The sequence below is a fragment of the Variovorax sp. 10N412 genome, assembly GCF_056394985.1.
The window spans coordinates 449775-465310 of sequence record NZ_JBFTIO010000002.1 but is presented as its reverse complement, the minus strand read 5'-3'; the positions used below and the strand labels follow the sequence as shown (position 1 = coordinate 465310).

15 protein-coding genes are annotated in these 15536 nt (G+C 69.0%); 8 read left to right on the top strand and 7 right to left on the bottom strand.

Annotated elements, in window-relative coordinates; genetic code table 11:
* Positions 1 to 24 precede the first annotated feature (24 nt).
* Both AC1DJH_RS07705 and aat read right to left on the bottom strand, forming a co-directional pair.
* On the bottom strand, positions 25 to 774 hold the full coding sequence (locus AC1DJH_RS07705) for an arginyltransferase (RefSeq protein ID WP_478185291.1): 750 nt from the start codon (positions 772 to 774) through the stop codon (positions 25 to 27).
* Positions 771 to 1538 carry a leucyl/phenylalanyl-tRNA--protein transferase gene (gene aat / locus AC1DJH_RS07700; RefSeq protein ID WP_478185290.1) on the bottom strand — a complete coding sequence of 256 codons (768 nt, stop codon included), beginning with the start codon at positions 1536 to 1538 and terminating at the stop codon, positions 771 to 773. Before aat ends, AC1DJH_RS07705 begins: the two co-directional genes overlap by 4 nt.
* Positions 1539 to 1763: 225 nt before the next feature.
* On the opposite strand from aat, the gene AC1DJH_RS07695 reads away from it, so the two are divergent.
* The 3 genes from AC1DJH_RS07695 to AC1DJH_RS07685 are packed head-to-tail and all read left to right on the top strand — an operon-like array spanning position 1764 to position 4820.
* A complete protein-coding gene (locus tag AC1DJH_RS07695; protein ID WP_478185289.1) occupies positions 1764 to 4094 on the top strand; it encodes a xanthine dehydrogenase family protein molybdopterin-binding subunit in 2331 nt (776 codons plus the stop codon).
* Between the two features lie 35 nt (positions 4095 to 4129).
* The gene (locus AC1DJH_RS07690; RefSeq protein WP_478185288.1) at positions 4130 to 4384 is read left to right on the top strand and encodes a hypothetical protein; all 255 of its coding nucleotides are present in this window, start codon (positions 4130 to 4132) and stop codon (positions 4382 to 4384) included.
* Positions 4385 to 4397: 13 nt separating this feature from the next.
* Positions 4398 to 4820 carry an SRPBCC family protein gene (locus AC1DJH_RS07685; protein WP_478185287.1) on the top strand — a complete coding sequence of 141 codons (423 nt, stop codon included), beginning with the start codon at positions 4398 to 4400 and terminating at the stop codon, positions 4818 to 4820.
* On the opposite strand, the gene pobA is transcribed toward AC1DJH_RS07685, so the two are convergent.
* Positions 4817 to 5998 carry a 4-hydroxybenzoate 3-monooxygenase gene (gene pobA / locus AC1DJH_RS07680; RefSeq protein ID WP_478185286.1) on the bottom strand — a complete coding sequence of 394 codons (1182 nt, stop codon included), beginning with the start codon at positions 5996 to 5998 and terminating at the stop codon, positions 4817 to 4819. The genes AC1DJH_RS07685 and pobA overlap by 4 nt on opposite strands.
* A gap of 163 nt (positions 5999 to 6161) precedes the next feature.
* Between pobA and AC1DJH_RS07675 the strand changes: the two genes are divergently transcribed.
* The 5 genes from AC1DJH_RS07675 to AC1DJH_RS07655 all read left to right on the top strand — a co-directional run bounded on the left by AC1DJH_RS07675 (position 6162) and on the right by AC1DJH_RS07655 (position 10993).
* Positions 6162 to 6932: an IclR family transcriptional regulator domain-containing protein gene (locus tag AC1DJH_RS07675; RefSeq protein ID WP_472115075.1), complete on the top strand. Its 771-nt coding sequence runs from the start codon at positions 6162 to 6164 to the stop codon at positions 6930 to 6932.
* A 63-nt stretch (positions 6933 to 6995) separates the two neighbouring features.
* Positions 6996 to 7655, top strand: a complete 660-nt coding sequence (locus AC1DJH_RS07670; protein ID WP_056518096.1) for a response regulator — start codon at positions 6996 to 6998, stop codon at positions 7653 to 7655.
* Positions 7652 to 8983, top strand: coding sequence for an ATP-binding protein (locus AC1DJH_RS07665; protein WP_435483883.1), 1332 nt, complete (start codon positions 7652 to 7654; stop codon positions 8981 to 8983). Before AC1DJH_RS07670 ends, AC1DJH_RS07665 begins: the two co-directional genes overlap by 4 nt.
* Positions 8984 to 9078: 95 nt before the next feature.
* The gene (locus AC1DJH_RS07660; RefSeq protein WP_478185285.1) at positions 9079 to 10563 is read left to right on the top strand and encodes a DegQ family serine endoprotease; all 1485 of its coding nucleotides are present in this window, start codon (positions 9079 to 9081) and stop codon (positions 10561 to 10563) included.
* 127 nt (positions 10564 to 10690) lie between these two features.
* Positions 10691 to 10993: a hypothetical protein gene (locus tag AC1DJH_RS07655; protein WP_435446310.1), complete on the top strand. Its 303-nt coding sequence runs from the start codon at positions 10691 to 10693 to the stop codon at positions 10991 to 10993.
* 20 nt (positions 10994 to 11013) lie between these two features.
* Here AC1DJH_RS07655 and AC1DJH_RS07650 read toward each other — a convergent pair whose 3' ends face one another.
* From AC1DJH_RS07650 to AC1DJH_RS07635, 4 genes are all read right to left on the bottom strand, one after another.
* Entirely contained in the window at positions 11014 to 12906 is a 1893-nt protein-coding gene (locus AC1DJH_RS07650; RefSeq protein ID WP_478185284.1) for a sensor histidine kinase, read from the bottom strand.
* A 1-nt stretch (position 12907) separates the two neighbouring features.
* Complete coding sequence (locus AC1DJH_RS07645; RefSeq protein ID WP_478185283.1) at positions 12908 to 13612, bottom strand: response regulator; 705 nt, start codon at positions 13610 to 13612, stop codon at positions 12908 to 12910.
* A 212-nt stretch (positions 13613 to 13824) separates the two neighbouring features.
* A complete protein-coding gene (locus tag AC1DJH_RS07640; RefSeq protein WP_478185282.1) occupies positions 13825 to 14712 on the bottom strand; it encodes a CsgG/HfaB family protein in 888 nt (295 codons plus the stop codon).
* Positions 14713 to 14873: 161 nt separating this feature from the next.
* The gene (locus AC1DJH_RS07635; protein ID WP_478185281.1) at positions 14874 to 15275 is read right to left on the bottom strand and encodes a GreA/GreB family elongation factor; all 402 of its coding nucleotides are present in this window, start codon (positions 15273 to 15275) and stop codon (positions 14874 to 14876) included.
* Positions 15276 to 15536: the final 261 nt, after the last annotated feature.

The following is a 15536-nucleotide window of genomic DNA, read 5'->3' as shown; positions in this document are numbered from 1 at the left end:
TTGCGGTGAAGACCGGTCGCCATTTTACCTTGTGAAATCAGCGGGCGCCTGCCAATGTCCGTCAACCAGCACTTCGTGCGGGGAGAAGCGCGCCTTGTAGTTCATCTTCGGGCTGTGTTCGATCCAGTAGCCGAGGTACACGTGCGGCAGCCCGAGCTTGCGCGCCTGCTCGATCTGCCAGAGCACGCTGTACGTACCGTAGCCTGCACTCGTGTCGGGTTCGTAGAACGTGTAGACCGCCGAGATGCCGTCGTTCAGCACGTCAAGGATCGACACCATCTTCAGTGCACCCGCGCTGCCGTCCGGCAGCGTTTCGCGAAACTCGACCAGACGGGAGTTGACCCGGCTCTGCAGCAGGAACTGGGTGTACTGGTCGATGCTGTCGTGGTCCATGCCGCCGCCCGAATGCCGACCGTTCTGGTAGCGCAGGTAGAGCTGGTAGTGCTCTGGCATGAAGCACAGCTTGAGCACGCGCGCCTGCAGGTCTGCATGCTGCTTCAGCGCCCGCCGCTGGCTGCGCGTGGGGTGGAAGCTGTTGGCCAGCACCCTCAGCGGGATGCATGCACGGCAACCGTCGCAATAGGGCCGGTAGGTGAACATGCCGCTGCGCCGGAAGCCGCTGAGCACCAGGTCGGAGTAGGCGTCGTTGTGGATCAGGTGGCTGGGCGTGGCCACCTGCGACCGGGCCTGGCGATCCGGCAGGTAGCTGCAGGGATACGGCGCCGTGGCGTAGAACTGCAGGGTGTGAAGCGGAAGGTCCTTGAGGTGCGTCACGTCGTCACATCGGGAGAGGAAGGAGGTCGCGCGGAAAGGAGGTCGAGCCAGTATACGGGGTCGAATTGCCACCGCGGCCCCTCCTGTTGTCGCGCCAGAGCCACGTGCGCGACGAAGTTTTTGCGCGCCACCTCAAGGGCGCCGAGGCTCGCGAGGTGCGCCGTGTTCTGCTGGCAGTCGATCATCTGCACGCCCGCGCGGCGGCACAGGGCGACCAGCGCGGCCAGCGCGATCTTCGAAGCGTCGGGCCGGCGCGTGAACATGGACTCGCCGAACACCGCGCGGCCCAGCGCCACGCAGTAGAGCCCGCCGGCCAATTCGCCGTCGATCCACGTCTCGACGCTGTGGGCGTGGCCTGCGAGGTGCAAATTCGTATAGGCCTGCACCATGTCCGGCACGATCCAAGTGCCCGACTGGCCGACCCGCGGCGAGCGCGAACAGGCCTGGATGATGGCGCCGAAGTCATGGTCGATCCGCACTTCGCAGCCCGGCGCCTGCGCAAAGCGCAGCAGCGTCTTTCGAAGCGAGCGGTGCAGCTTGAAGTCGTCCACCCGCAGCACCATGCGCGGGTCGGGGCTCCACCACAGGATGGGCTGGTCCTCGCTGAACCACGGAAACACGCAGTGGCTGTAGGCCTGCATCAAAGTATCGACGTCGAGCGAGCCGCCTGCCGCCAGAAGTCCAGGCACGGGGTCGGCCACGCCCCAGGCCGATGCGGGGTCGGGGAGCGCATCGCCGGGTTCGAGCCAGGGAAGTTGTCGCATGGGTGGAGGTATACACGGCTTCCGGAAAACCGAATCCGATGTCGGGAAAATTGCGTAGGCACCGGGTCTGTCCGACAGACGCAGAGCAGGAGCGATGCAACCATCGGGATGACACACCCACAAATACCGTTGAAAACCATATAGTGCTCAGCTTGCATTCGCGCTACCACAGCGGATCCGCCAAGCATCGATGCTTTGCGTGGGGATCGGCACAAGAGGACCACGTTGACCACTGAACCCAACCCCACCCGCTTCGGCAGCGGCCAGGCGGTACGCCGCCTCGAAGACGAAAGCCTGCTGTCGGGCGCCGGACGCTACACCGACGACGTCACGCTGCCGAACCAGGCGCACCTCGTATTTCTTCGGTCCCCGTACCCGCACGCACGCATCCTTTCCGTCGACACCAGCGGCGCCGCGGCCATGCCCGGCGTGCTGCGCGTGATCACCGGCGCGGACATGGCCCAGGCCGGCGTCAAGCCCATGCCGGGTGCCGCGGGCTTCAAGCGCGCCGACGGCGGCGACAGCGCCAGCCCGCCGCGCTACGCCTTGGCGCATGAGCGCACCCGCTTCGTCGGCGAGGCGGTGGCGGCGGTGGTGGCAGACACGGTGCAGCAGGCGCGCGACGCGGCCGAAGCCATCATGGTGGACTACGAAGACCTGCCCATGGTGGTCGACCTCGCGAGTGCCACTGCCGAAGGCGCACCCATGCTGTGCGAAGAGGCCGCCGGCAACATCGCCGCCGAAATGCGCCACGGCAACAGCCAGGACGCCACAGCCGCCTTTGCCAAGGCCGCCCACGTGGTCGCGCTCGACGTGAACAACCAGCGCGTGGTCGCCCTGACCATCGAGCCGCGTTCCGTGCTCGCCTGGCGCGAGGGCGAAACCGGCCGCCTCACGATCCGCATGAGCACGCAGATGCCCTCGGGCGTTCGCGATTCCGTCTGCGCGGCCATCGGCTTGCCCAAGGAAAAGGTGCGCGTGGTGGTGGGCGACGTCGGCGGCGGCTTCGGCATGAAGACTGGCGCTTACCCCGAGGACATCGCGGTCGCCTTCGCGGCGCTGCAGGTCGAGCGACCCGTGAAATGGGTGGCCGACCGCAGCGAAGAGTTTCTTTCGAGTGCGCACGGCCGCGACATCGAGGCGCGGGCCGAGATGGCGCTCGACGCCCAGGGCAAGATCCTGGCACTGCGCATCAAGACGCTCGCCAACGTCGGCGCCTACGCCACCGGCACCGGCGTTGCGATCCAGCTGCTCATCGGGCCCTGGGTGCAGACCAGCGTCTACGACATCCAGACCATCGATTTCCATTTCAAGGCGGTGCTCACCAACACGGCGCCCACCGGCGCCTACCGCGGCGCGGGCCGGCCCGAGGCCATCTTCACCATCGAGCGCCTGATGGACGAGGCCGCGCGCCAGACCGGCATCGACCGCATCGTGCTGCGCCGGCGCAACTTCATCCGTCCCGAGCAGATGCCGTACAAGAACCCGATGGCGCAGACCTACGACACGGGCAACTTCGAATCGGTGATGGACCAGGCGCTCACGCTGGCCGACTGGCAGGGCTTCGAGGCCCGGGCGGCCGAGTCGTCGCGCAATGGCAAGCACCGCGGCCTGGGCATCGCCACGTTCCTCGAGTGGACGGGTGGCAACGTGTTCGAAGAGCGCGTCACGGTTTCCGTGCAGGCCGACGGCGTGATCGAGGTGTTTTCCGCCGTCAACGCCATGGGGCAGGGCATTGCCACGTCGCTCGCCCAGCTGGCGGTCGATGCCTTCGGCGTGCCCATCGACAAGGTGCGCGTGGTGCTCGGCGACACCGACCGCGGCGACGGCTTCGGGAGCGCCGGATCGCGCTCGCTGTTCACGGGCGGCTCGGCGGTGCGCATCGGCGCGGAGCGCACCATCGACAAGGCACGCGAACTCGCCGCGCAGGAGTTCGAAGCCGCCATCGACGACATCACCTACAGCCGCGGCGTGTTCACCGTGGCCGGCACCGACCTCGAACTCGACCTGTTCACGCTGGCCGGCAAGCAGGCAGAGCGTGAGATCTTCGTCGAATCCACCAGCACCGTGGCCGGGCCGACCTGGCCCAACGGCTGCCACATCTGCGAGATCGAGATCGATCCACCCACCGGCGAGATCAGCGTGGTGGCCTACAGCTCGGTCAACGACGTGGGCCGCGTCATCAACCCGATGATCGTGCGCGGCCAGCTCGAAGGCGGCGCGGTCCAGGGCATCGGCCAGGCGCTCTACGAGCAGGTGGTGTACGACCACGAGACCGGCCAGCCCGTCACCGGCAGCCTGATGGACTACGCCGCCCCGCGCGCCGACATCGTCGACACCATGTTCCACATGGAAATGGACGAGTCGACGCCATGCAAGAACAACCCGCTGGGCGTGAAGGGCGTGGGCGAGCTCGGCACCATCGGCGCCACGCCGGCCATCGTGAATGCGGTGGCCGATGCGTTCGCGCGCAACGGCCTGGCCACGCGCGCGCCGCGCCTGCACATGCCGCTGAGCCCTGCGCGCGTGTGGCAGGCGATGCAAACGGTCGACTGACGGGCCCACGGCGCGCGTGCCGAAGGGCGAAGGCCATGCGCGTCACCTCCGAACTGAAGACCGAGCCGATTCGCGTGGCCAGCTACCGCTGCGACGCGGGCCCCGATGCAAGGCCCTTCACCGAGATGCACGAGGGCTACTCGGTGTCGTACGTGCGCAGGGGCGGCTTCGGCTACCGCACGCGCGGCAAGGCCGCCCGGGGTGACCGCAGGATTTTCCAAGACCGCATCGCCGCGTTGCTCGACGATGCCCGCCTGGCCCACCCGTCGGGCTGGGCACCGTCACTTTGAAGCGAGGTTGATCATGGCCACCGTGTACAAGGAATTCGTCGTCGAGGCCGATGCGGCCCAGGTGTGGGATGCGCTGCGCGACTTCGGTGCGGTGCACACACGGCTCGCACCGGGCTTTGTCGCCGCCTGCAGCCTCGATGCAGAAGGTGCCCGCATCCTCACCTTCGCCAACGGCCTCGTTGCGCGCGAGGCGATGGTCGGGCTCGACGACGCGCATCGCCGGCTGGCCTATACAGTGACCGGCGGCAGGGCCGCTCATCATCACGCGTCGGCGCAGGTGTTCGAGGAAGGCGAGGGGCGCTCGCGCTTCGTCTGGATCACCGACGTGCTGCCCGACGCCATGGCGGCCTACATCGAGCCGATGATGGTGCAGGGCGGCGCGGCCATGAAGGCCGCGCTGGAAGGGCGCACGGGCCCGGCCCGCGCGGTGGCCTAGAAGTCTTCCAGCGGCAGCCCGACGTAGTTCTCTGCCAGCGACGTGGAGGCCGCGTGCGAATGCACCAGGTAGTCGAGCTCGGCCTCCTGGATCTTCTGGCCGAAGGCGCCCGTTTCCGGAAAGCGGTGCATCAGGGAGGTGAACCACCACGAGAAGCGCTCGGCCTTCCACACGCGGCGCAGGCACAGGTCGGAGTAGCGGTCCAGCGCCGAGGCCGACTTCTCCGCGTAGAAGATTTCGAGCGCACGCGAGAGGTAGCCCACGTCGGCCGTCGCCAGGTTCAACCCCTTGGCGCCGGTCGGCGGCACGATGTGCGCCGCGTCGCCGGCCAGGAACAGCGCGCCGAAGCGCATCGGCTCCGCCACGAAGCTGCGCAGCGGCGCAATGCTCTTTTCGATCGAGGGACCGGTGACCAGCTGCTCGCGCGCCTCGGGGTCGAGTCGCGCGCGCAGCTCGTTCCAGAAGGCGTCGTCGCTCCAGTTTTCCACGCGTTCGTCGGTTGGCACCTGCACGTAGTAGCGCGACCGTGTGGCGCTGCGCATGCTGCACAGGGCAAAGCCGCGCTCGGTGTTGGCGTAGATGAGCTCGTGCGACACCGGCGGCACGTCGGCCAGCACGCCCAGCCAGCCGAAGGGGTAGACCTTCTCGTAGGTCTGGATGGCGCCGGCCGGCACGCTCGCGCGGCTCACGCCGTGGTAGCCGTCGCAGCCGGCGATGAAGTCGCATTCGAGCTCGTGCGCCTGGCCGTCCTTCTCGTAGCGCACGCGCGGCTTGGCCGAGTCGAAGTCGTGCAGGCTGACGTTCGCCGCGCTGTAGATGGTGGTGAGGCCCTCGGCCGTGCGCGCTTCCATCAGGTCGCGCGTCACCTCGGTCTGGCCGTACACCGTCACCTGCTTGCCGCCCGTGAGGCCGTGCATGTCGATGCGGTGGCGCGCGCCCTTGAACAGCAGCTCGATGCCGCCGTGCGGCAGGCCTTCGGACTTGGCGCGGGCGTCGACGCCGGCACGCGCCAGCAGGTCCATCGTGACCTGTTCGAGCACGCCGGCGCGGATGCGGCCCAGCACGTAATCGCCGCTCTGGCGCTCGACGATGACGTTGTCGATGCCGGCCTTGTGCAGAAGCTGCCCGAGCAGAAGGCCTGCGGGGCCGGCGCCGATGATCGCGACCTGGGTGCGCATGTTCGTGTCTCCGAGATGGTTTCGTCGAGCGTAGGGCGCGGGGGCGGTTCTGTGGCGGCGGGCGCGGAGGCTGTGTGCGATCATGCGAACGCGTGCGCGATGATCGCGCAACACTTCCATCCGGGCACCGTTCACCCGCGAACTCCAGACGAACCACCGACGCATGACCATCGCCAAAGCCGATTTCATCGAAGGCATCGCCAAGGGCATGGCCGTGCTCGAAAGCTTCGACACCGAGCGCCAGCGCCTCAACGCCACGCTGGCCGCCGAGCGCGCCGGCCTCACGCGCGCCGCGGCCCGCCGCCACCTGCTGACGCTGGCGCACCTGGGCTACCTGGAGACCGACGGCAGCTATTTCTGGATGGCGCCCAAGGTGCTGCGCTTCTCGGGCAGCTACCTTGCGTCGTCGCGGCTGCCGCGCGCGCTGCAGCCCACGCTGAACCGGCTGGCCGCGCAGACGGGCGAATCGTTTTCCGCCGTGGTGCTCGACGGGGAAGAGGTGGTCATCGTGGCGCGCAGCGGCAGCTACGGCACGCCGACGCGCGTGCTGGCCTACGGCCTGCACCTGGGTGCACGCTTGCCGGCGCATGCCACCTCCACGGGCCGTGTGCTGCTGGCCGCGATGCCTCCCACGCAGTTCACGCAATGGCTCAAGGGCCGCCACCTGGCGCGGCTCACGCCGCAGACGGTGACGCAGGCGCGCGGCCTGCGCCAGCTGGTCGCGCGCGCACGCAAGGACGACCACTGCTTCGCCAGCGAAGAGCACGAACTCGGCGTGCAGGCGCTGGCGGTGCCGCTGCGCGACATGCAGGGCCACACGGTGGCCGCGCTGAACGTGGTGCTGTCGGGCACGCGCTACCAGGAAGAAGCGCTGCAGCGCGACATGCTGCCGCTGCTGTTCGAAGCCGCGCGCGAAGTGCGCTCCTTGCTGTGAGCTGAACTTTCCGCGCGGCGCCCGCCTCGAACCCTCCGCATCCGAACCAGGGACACACCCACCATGCGACTCCTGCTCCTCGAAGACGACGTGATGATCGGCGAAGCCGTGCTCGACCTGCTGCGTGCCGAGCAGTACGCGGTGGACTGGGTGAAAGACGGCGAGGCCGCCGAGTCGGCCTTGCGCACCCAGCAGTACGACCTGGTGATGCTCGACCTGGGCGTGCCGCGCCGCGACGGCCTGGAGGTGCTGCGCAACCTGCGCGCGCGCAAGCAGCGCATGCCCGTGCTCATCGCGACGGCACGCGACTCGGTGCAGCAGCGCATCGAAGGCCTCGACGCCGGCGCCGACGACTACGTGCTCAAGCCCTACGATCTCGACGAGTTGCTGGCCCGCATCCGCGCCTTGCTGCGCCGCGCGGCGGGGCGTGCCGAGCCGGTGTATGAGCACATGGGCGTGAGCATCAACCCGGCCACGCGCGAGGTCACGGTGGCCGGCCAGCCGGTGGTGCTGTCGGCGCGCGAGTGGGCCGTGCTGGAGCCTTTGCTGGCGCGGCCCGGCATGGTGCTGTCGCGTGCCCAGCTCGAAGAAAAGCTCTACAGCTGGAAGGACGAGATCAGCAGCAACGCGGTCGAGGTCTACGTGCACGGGCTGCGCAAGAAGCTCGGGGCGGAACTGATCCGCAATGTGCGCGGCGTCGGCTACATGGTGCCCAAACTGTGAGGCGCAGCCTGACGGGTTCGCTGCGCGCGCGGCTGCTGGGTTTCCTGCTCGCGGCCATCGTGCTGGCCGCTGGCGCGCAGGCGCTGGTGGCGTACCGCACGGTGCTCACCGAGGCCGACGACATCTTCGATTACCACATGCAGCAGATGGCGCTGTCGCTGCGCGCGGGCCTGCCGCCGAGCGCGGCGGTCGGGGGCATCGGCACCGGCGAGCAGAACTTCGACTTCGTGGTGCAGGTATGGACGGCCGACGGCACGCGCATCTTCGAGTCGGCGGAAGAGGCCGCGCTGCCGCAGCTCGCGGTGTTGGGCTTTGCCGACGTGCATGCGCGCGGCACCACCTACCGCGTGTTCTCGATGCAGACGCGCGGGCTGGTGATCCAGGTGGCGCAGGACATGGCCGCGCGCCGCCACATGGCCGGCACGCTGGCCTTGCGCACCATCGCGCCGGTGGCGCTGATGGCGCCGTTGCTGATGCTGGTCGTGTGGTGGGTGGTGAGCCGCTCGCTCGCGCCGGTGGCGCGCGTGCGCAAGCAGGTGGCGTCGCGTCAGGCCGACGACCTGTCGCCGGTCAGCGAAGAGGGCCTGCCGGAAGAGGTGCGCCCGCTGGTGCAGGAGCTGAACCTGCTGTTCGACCGCGTGCGCCACGCCTTCGATGCGCAGAAGCACTTCGTGGCCGATGCCGCGCACGAGCTGCGCTCGCCGCTGGCCGCATTGAAGCTCCAGGTGCAGGGCCTGCAGCGCGCACCCGACGGCGCATCGCGGGACCTGGCCGTGAGCCGCCTCGTGGCGGGCATCGACCGCGCCACGCGGCTGGTCGAGCAGATGCTCGCGCTGGCGCGCCACGAGGCCAGCATGGCGGCGGGCGCGAAGCCCGAGCCGGTCGACCTGTCGGAGGTGGCGCGCCTTGCCGTGTCCGACGCCGTGGCGGCGGCCCAGGCGCGCGGCATCGACATCGGCATCACGCACGCCGATGCCGCCGTGGTCGACGGCCAGTCGGAGGCGCTGCGCATGCTGCTGCGCAACCTGCTGGAGAACGCGGTCAAGTACACGCCCGTCGAAGGCCGCGTCGACATAGCCATCACTCAGCGCAACGACGCGGTGGAACTCACCGTCGACGACAGTGGTCCGGGCCTGCCGCCGGCGGAGCGCGAACGCGTGCTCGACCGCTTCTACCGCTCCGGAGAAACGCAGGCGCCCGGCAGCGGCCTGGGCCTGGCCATCGTGAAGTCGATCGCCGAGTTGCACGGCGCCACGGTGGCGCTCGACGAATCGCCCAGCCTCGGTGGGCTGCGCGTGCGCATCGTCTTTGCGCCTTCGGCCGCTTGATCGACGTTTGATCGGCGTTTAAGCGGCGCTTAAGCCTGCGCGACGACATTCCTTTCATCGTGTTTGCGTTGATACGCATTGAAAGGAACCGACAAATGAACTCCCGTCTGACTTCGCCCCGCGCCTTGGTGATTGCACTGGCGAGCGCGGGTGTGATCGGTGCCGTCGGTGCCGGCGCCTATACCAGCGCCCGTGCCGTGGGCGCACCGGCCACCAATGCCACCGTGAGCGCGCCCGCGGCCATGGTCACGCTGCCCGACTTCTCCACCATCACCACGCGCGACGGCCCTGCCGTGGTCAACATCAGCGTCACCGGCACCATGAAGGCGTCGGACGACGAAGCCGCCGCCGAGATCCAGGGCGTGGACCCTGAAGATCCGATGTTCCAGTTCTTCCGCCGCTTCCAGGGCCAGATGGGTCCGCAAGGCAAGCAGCAGCAACGCGACGTGCCGGTGCATGCGCAGGGCTCGGGTTTCATCGTCGACCCCGCCGGCATCATCATCACCAACGCCCATGTGGTGAAGGACGCCAAGGAAGTCACCGTCAAGCTGACCGACCGCCGCGAGTTCCGCGCCAAGGTGCTGGGCGCCGACGCCAAGACCGACATCGCGGTGCTGAAGATCGACGCCAAGAACCTGCCGGTGCTGGCCCTGGGCAACACCAAGGACCTGAAGGTCGGCGAATGGGTGCTGGCCATCGGCTCGCCCTTCGGCTTCGAGAACACCGTGACGGCCGGCGTGGTGAGCGCCAAGGGCCGCACGCTGCCCGACGACAGCTATGTGCCTTTCATCCAGACCGACGTGGCCGTGAACCCCGGCAACTCCGGCGGCCCGCTGCTCAACACGCGCGGCGAGGTGGTGGGCATCAACTCGCAGATCTACAGCCGCAGCGGTGGCTACCAGGGCCTGTCGTTCGCCATTCCGATCGACGTGGCCATTCAGGTGAAGGACCAGATCGTCGCCACCGGCAAGGCCACGCATGCGCGTCTTGGCGTGGCCGTGCAGGAGGTGAACCAGGCCTTTGCCGAGTCGTTCAAGCTCGACAAGCCCGAAGGCGCGCTGGTCTCCAACATCGAGAAGGGCGGCCCCGGCGACAAGGCCGGCCTGAAGGCGGGCGACGTGATCCGCAGCGTGGACGGCCAGCGCATCGTGTCCTCGGGCGACCTGCCCGCGGTGATCGGCCAGCAGGCGCCGGGCAAGAAGGTCACGCTCGAGGTGTGGCGCCAGGGCGAACGCCAGGAGCTGCAGGCCAAGCTCGGCGACGCGAGCGACAAGCCCGCGCAGGTCGCCAAGGCCGATGCAGCGGCCGGGCAAGGCAAGCTGGGCCTGGCATTGCGCCCGTTGCAGCCGCAGGAAAAGCGCGAGACCTCGATCGACACCGGGCTGCTGATCGAAGACGCCGCGGGCCCCTCGGCGCAGGCGGGCGTGCAGGCGGGCGACGTGCTGCTGGCCATCAACGGCACGCCGGCGCAGAGCGTGGAGCAGGTGCGCGAGGTGGTGGCCAAGGCGACCAACAAGTCGGTGGCGCTGCTGATCCAGCGCGGCGAAGACAAGATCTTCGTGCCGGTGCGAATCGGCTAGCGGGCTCGCCCCCAGGCTTCGCGCACGCCGTGTCGCTTCTCCTCCCCCCTGCCGGGGGCAACACCCGAGGCCCGGCAAAGCGGTTCCTCGGTGTTTCTCGAAAAGTCCAGGCCGAATGCCACTTGACATGACGTCGTCCGCAAAAAGCCTCTCGGCACACATCCTGCCCACGTCGGCCACCATGATCGGCGTGTGCATGACGGTGATGTCCATCGGGCACCTCGGTCCGCGCGACGACATGCGGCTGCTGATCGACCGCCTGCTGGCCGTCGACGCGCTGGTCTTCCTGGCCAGCGCGCTGCTGTCTTTCATCTCGATGCGCACGCAACGCGCCGGCGCACGGCTGGAGGCCTGGGGCGAGATGGTCTTCATCGCCGGGCTCGCATTGCTGGCGCTCGGCGCTGTCACGCTGGCGTTCGCGCTGCGCTGACGGCGCGCCCCACCCGCGCGTCAGGGCAGGGCGCAGGGCCAGTCCAGCAGCACGCGGGTTCCGCCGGTTGTTTCGTCCGCCGTCTCGATGTGCAGCCGCGCGCCGATGGACTGAGCGCGCGCACGCATGTTGGCGATGCCATGGCCGGCCTGCCGCGGGTCCGAAGGCGCCGCAGGGGCGGTGGGAAGCCCGCGACCGTTGTCGGTGAGCACGATGCGCACCAGCGGCGGCGACGTCTCTCCGCTCCAACTGGCCTGCATCACGATGCGCGTGGCGCCCGCATGCTTCAGCACGTTGGTGAAGGCCTCCAGCAGGATGCGCTGCAGCTGCAGTGCGGCCTGCGCGGCGAACGGCGCCAGCTCGGGAATCACGGCCACGTCCCACACCAGCTCGATGCCCGCGGCGTCCAGCCGCGGCTGCAGGCGGTAGCGCAAGGTGGCCAGCACCGTGGGCAGGTCGTCGTGCGTGGGCTGCAGCGAGTCGACCGCCATGCGCATCTCGTCGAGCGCGAGCTTCACATGTTCTTCGACCACGCCGCGGTCGGAGGTGGGCTGGGTCACCAGGTTGAGCAGGCCCACCAGTTGCGAACCCACGCCATCGTGGATCTCCCGCATGATGCGCTGGCGCTCCAGCAGCACGGCCTGCTGCTGCTGCTGCTGGCGCACCGTTTCGAAGGCGGCGCGCAACTGGTCCTCGCGTTCCGCGACACGCGCCGCGAGGTTGGTGTTGAGCGCGCTGTAGTCGGCCACCGTGCGGCTGTAGCGCTCGACCACCAGTCCCGCCAGGATCATCACGAAGAAGAACATGGCGTGCGCCGTCAGCGTGTAGTGGGCGCCGCCGAAGAGGGCCATGCGCACCAGCAGCAGGTCGTGCGCGCCGGCCAGGATGGCGAGCGTGCCCGCCGCCATCAGCACCGCGGCGATGCGTCGGCGCTCCACCATCGCGCCGTACACCACGTAGGGCAGGCAGACGATGCTCGTCAGCTGCAGGATGGCCAGGCCGGTGGTCCACAACGCCGGGAGCGCGAAGGCGAAGGAGGCGCAGGCCAGCATCACCGAAAGCACCAGCGCCGCGTAGACGGCCCGCACCAGCCACGGCGGATTGCGGTCGAGCACCAGCAGCACGAAGCGCGCAATGAGCCCGATGTGGCAGGCGTAGCAGACCGCCACCACCGCACCCCAGAGCGGCCAGGGAACCGGTACGTCGGGCCACACACGGTCGAGGTTGCGCGCCACGCCGGAGAGTGCGGCGAGCGCGAAGCAGCCGTAGAGCGCATCGCGCTGGCGCAGCCACAGCCCGCCCGCCAGGCCGCCCATCAGCAGCAGGCTGACGGCGTACACGATGGCCGAGGTGTTGCGCCAGTTCTGCTGCGAGCGGTACAGCGCGGCCAGGGTGGCCTGCGTGCCGTACTGGATGCTGGCCACCCCCGCGCCGCGCTGGCGCTGGATGGTGGTGCGCAGCACCAGCGACTGCGCCTGGCCTTCGCGACGCAGGGCGGCTGGCAGGGGCACCAGCAGGTTGCTCTTGGTCGCGTCGTGGCCTGGGTCGCCCAACTTGCCGTAGCTGGCCACGAGCGCGTCGTTGAACGAGATGCTCACCTGGTTGCCCACGCCCGACATCAGCAGCGCCGCGGGCTCGTTGCCCGGCACGGCGGTGGCTGGCAGGTCGATGCGGTAGGTGGCCTTGCCGCCCAGGCCGGGAAACTCGTGGTCCCAGCGAAACGGCAACTGCACGCGGCGAGTCTGGCGGGGCAGCCCGTCGGGCTCGAGCACGGCGTCGGCTGCTTTCACGTCCAGTGCGTCGGCCGGGGGCCTGGCGGGCGTGGCTTCGTCGGCATGCGCGGGTTGAACGGCCCACGCGCACAGTGTCCAGAGCGCTGCGAGCAGCAGCCCGCCCAGGCCTCCCGTGATCACCCTAGGGAAGCCAGCCGAGGCTGCGCGCCTCGAACACGGCTTCCGATTTGTTGTGCACATCCAGCTTGCCGTAAATGTTGCGGATATGGGTTTGAACCGTCGAGGCCGAGACTCCCATCTGCACCCCGACTTCGACATAGGTGAAACCACGAGAGACCAGGTCGAGCACCTCGAACTCCCGCGGTGACAGCCGCTCGGGCGCCACGGCGGACTTGGCGGCTGCCGTCGGAAGCGGCGTGGCAGGGCCCGAATGGGCCTGCCAGCGGCGCAGCAACTTGCGCGCGATCACCGGCGACATCGGCGAGCCGCCCGCGCGCAGGTGCCGGATGTGGGTGGCCAGGTCGGCCTCGGTGCCGTCCTTCAGCAGGTAGCCGCTGGCACCGGCCTCGAAGGCCTGGACCATGTTGGCCTCGTCACCGAAGATCGACAGCACCATCACCGCGCAGGCCGGCTGCATGTGGCGGCACTGGCTGATCACCTTCAGGCCGGGATGGTCGGGCAGGCCGAGGTCGACCAGCAGCACGTCGACCGGGTTGTCGACCAGCCACGCGAGGATCTCGCTGGCGTTGGAAGCGCTGTAGGCCAGGCTCAGCGAGGGGTCTGCATCGACCACGCGCGAGATGCGCTCGCGCATGCCGGTGTCGTCTTCGACCAGGGCAACCTGTGTCTCCGCGGTCATGCGCGCGCCGGTGCGGGAAGGCTGCATGCGCGCATGCAGGACGTGAGGGCGAGGCGCATGGAAAGGGGTCCTGGAGGCGGAGAGGGTGGCGGGATGACGCAAAGCGTAGGGCCCGGTCCGCGCACTGCCCATCCTATATACGGGGGAGGCGGACTACCGATTCCCGCGGGTCGTGCCCTGCGCCAACGAAAACGCCCGCCCGGTGTCCCGGGCGGGCGCGGTGCCGGCAGCTTGGGTGCTTACTTGCGGCGGCGGGTCGTGGCGGCCGGAGCCGAGGTCTGCGACGGCGCGGCGCCGCCGTCCACCCCCAGGCGGCCGCCGCCGCCCAGGCCCTGGCCACGCACGGTCTGTGCCTTGTAGTTGCGCAGCGACCGCACCATCTGGTTGAAGGCGTCCATGAACGCCGCGGCAATCACCTTGCCCTGCGGCGTGCGCGTGTAGCCGCCCACGCCACCGGCCGCCGAGAGGCCGCTCAGGCCGGCGAAGCCCGCGAAGTCGGTCTTCGAAGCGCTGCCCTCGGAGGCAGCCACCTGCACCCCCGAGCGGTTGTCGATGAGGGTCAGCAGCGCGCTGGCTTCCTTGGTTTGCATGCTGGCGCCGAGCTGCGCGATGGCGCGGCCACGTCCGCCGCCCACCAGGCCGCCGAGCGCACCGCCCAGGCCGCCCGCATCGCTGTTGCTGAAGACGATTTCGGGCGACAGTCCGTAGTCGGACGCCACCATCTGGCCGCGGCCGAAGTTGCTGCCCCCGCGCATCTCGCCCGACTGCTGCAGCGCGCGCTCGCGCGTCATGGCGTTCATGCCGGCCGCGCCGCGCTCGACCACCACGAAGCAGTTCGACTGCTGCACCAGCAGGCGCAACAGGTTGGCGGTGGGCGGCAGCTTGTATTCGCCGGTGAGGATGGTGTACCAGCCCGCGCTCTGGTTCTCGATCAGGGAGACCGTGCCGAGCGGGGAGTCGCAGCGTTCGAGCTGGCTGCTTTCGCCGGAGGTGGCAGCCCCTGCGGCGCTGCCGGTGGCCACGGTCTTGGCCGACGGGTTGCCCATCTGCATGTCCATGGTCTGGCAGCCCGAAAGGGCCAGCAGGCCGGCGAGTGCGCTTGCGAGAGAAAGTTTGGAAAAAGCCATGTCCGGATCTGTCGAGTGAAAAGAATGCTGCGCTCGCGGCGGGCGTCGCTTCTCGAAACCGAAGATGGAATTGCCATGGCCTGCACGGCCTCCCGATTCGACGCGCCACCGGCGACCGCGCCACGATACGACCCGGGCGTTCGTCGCACCAGTGCCGAAAGTCACGCCGCGTAGTCGCCGCTGGCCTCCGGCTGGAACAGCACCGAGACCACGCGCACCGCGCCTTGCGCGCCGTTGGGCATGTCCCACTTGGCGAGCGTGCCGCTCTTCACGCCGAGCAGGCCGATGCCCACGGGCGACAGCACCGAGACGAATCCGGCGCCGGGCTGCGCGTCGCCGGGGTAGCAGACGGTGATCTTCTGGCGTTGCCGCGTGGACGGGTCTTCGATCTCGACCTGCGAGTTCATGGTGACGACGTCGGCGGGCATCTCGCGCGAGGGCAGCACGTCGGCGGCATCGAGCAGCTCGGCGAGCGCCGCAGGCAGCGCATGGTCGGTCAGTTTTTCGAGGCGAACGAAGTCGAGTTCGGTGAGCGTGCGCTCCCCGTGGATGGTTGCAAGCATGAAGCACTCCAATTGAAAGCGTCGCCGTTCCGAAAGAGGGAATGAACGGCGTCGCGACCGCGCGGCGGGTGCCCGGCGGTCAATGGTTCGCGCATCAAGAAGGAAGGTAGCGGACCGCCGGGCTCAGGAAAGTGCGCCGATGCGTCGCAAGACTTCCGTGGTCGCCGCTGCGGCGGCACCCGCGCGGCGAACGGCCGCTGCCAGGGGCAGCGCCGCACGTGGAGCAGGGTGTTTGCAGGACGTGGACCAGAGGGACATTCG

Coding starts and splice junctions, on each gene's coding strand:
- aat (WP_478185290.1), bottom strand. CDS start 1,538: ATGCGACAACTTCCCTGGCTCGAACCCGGCGATGCGCTCCCCGACCCC.
- AC1DJH_RS07675 (WP_472115075.1), top strand. CDS start 6,162: ATGACCATCGCCAAAGCCGATTTCATCGAAGGCATCGCCAAGGGCATG.
- AC1DJH_RS07635 (WP_478185281.1), bottom strand. CDS start 15,275: ATGCTTGCAACCATCCACGGGGAGCGCACGCTCACCGAACTCGACTTC.
- AC1DJH_RS07655 (WP_435446310.1), top strand. CDS start 10,691: ATGACGTCGTCCGCAAAAAGCCTCTCGGCACACATCCTGCCCACGTCG.
- AC1DJH_RS07685 (WP_478185287.1), top strand. CDS start 4,398: ATGGCCACCGTGTACAAGGAATTCGTCGTCGAGGCCGATGCGGCCCAG.
- pobA (WP_478185286.1), bottom strand. CDS start 5,998: ATGCGCACCCAGGTCGCGATCATCGGCGCCGGCCCCGCAGGCCTTCTG.
- AC1DJH_RS07640 (WP_478185282.1), bottom strand. CDS start 14,712: ATGGCTTTTTCCAAACTTTCTCTCGCAAGCGCACTCGCCGGCCTGCTG.
- AC1DJH_RS07670 (WP_056518096.1), top strand. CDS start 6,996: ATGCGACTCCTGCTCCTCGAAGACGACGTGATGATCGGCGAAGCCGTG.
- AC1DJH_RS07690 (WP_478185288.1), top strand. CDS start 4,130: ATGCGCGTCACCTCCGAACTGAAGACCGAGCCGATTCGCGTGGCCAGC.
- AC1DJH_RS07660 (WP_478185285.1), top strand. CDS start 9,079: ATGAACTCCCGTCTGACTTCGCCCCGCGCCTTGGTGATTGCACTGGCG.
- AC1DJH_RS07645 (WP_478185283.1), bottom strand. CDS start 13,612: ATGCAGCCTTCCCGCACCGGCGCGCGCATGACCGCGGAGACACAGGTT.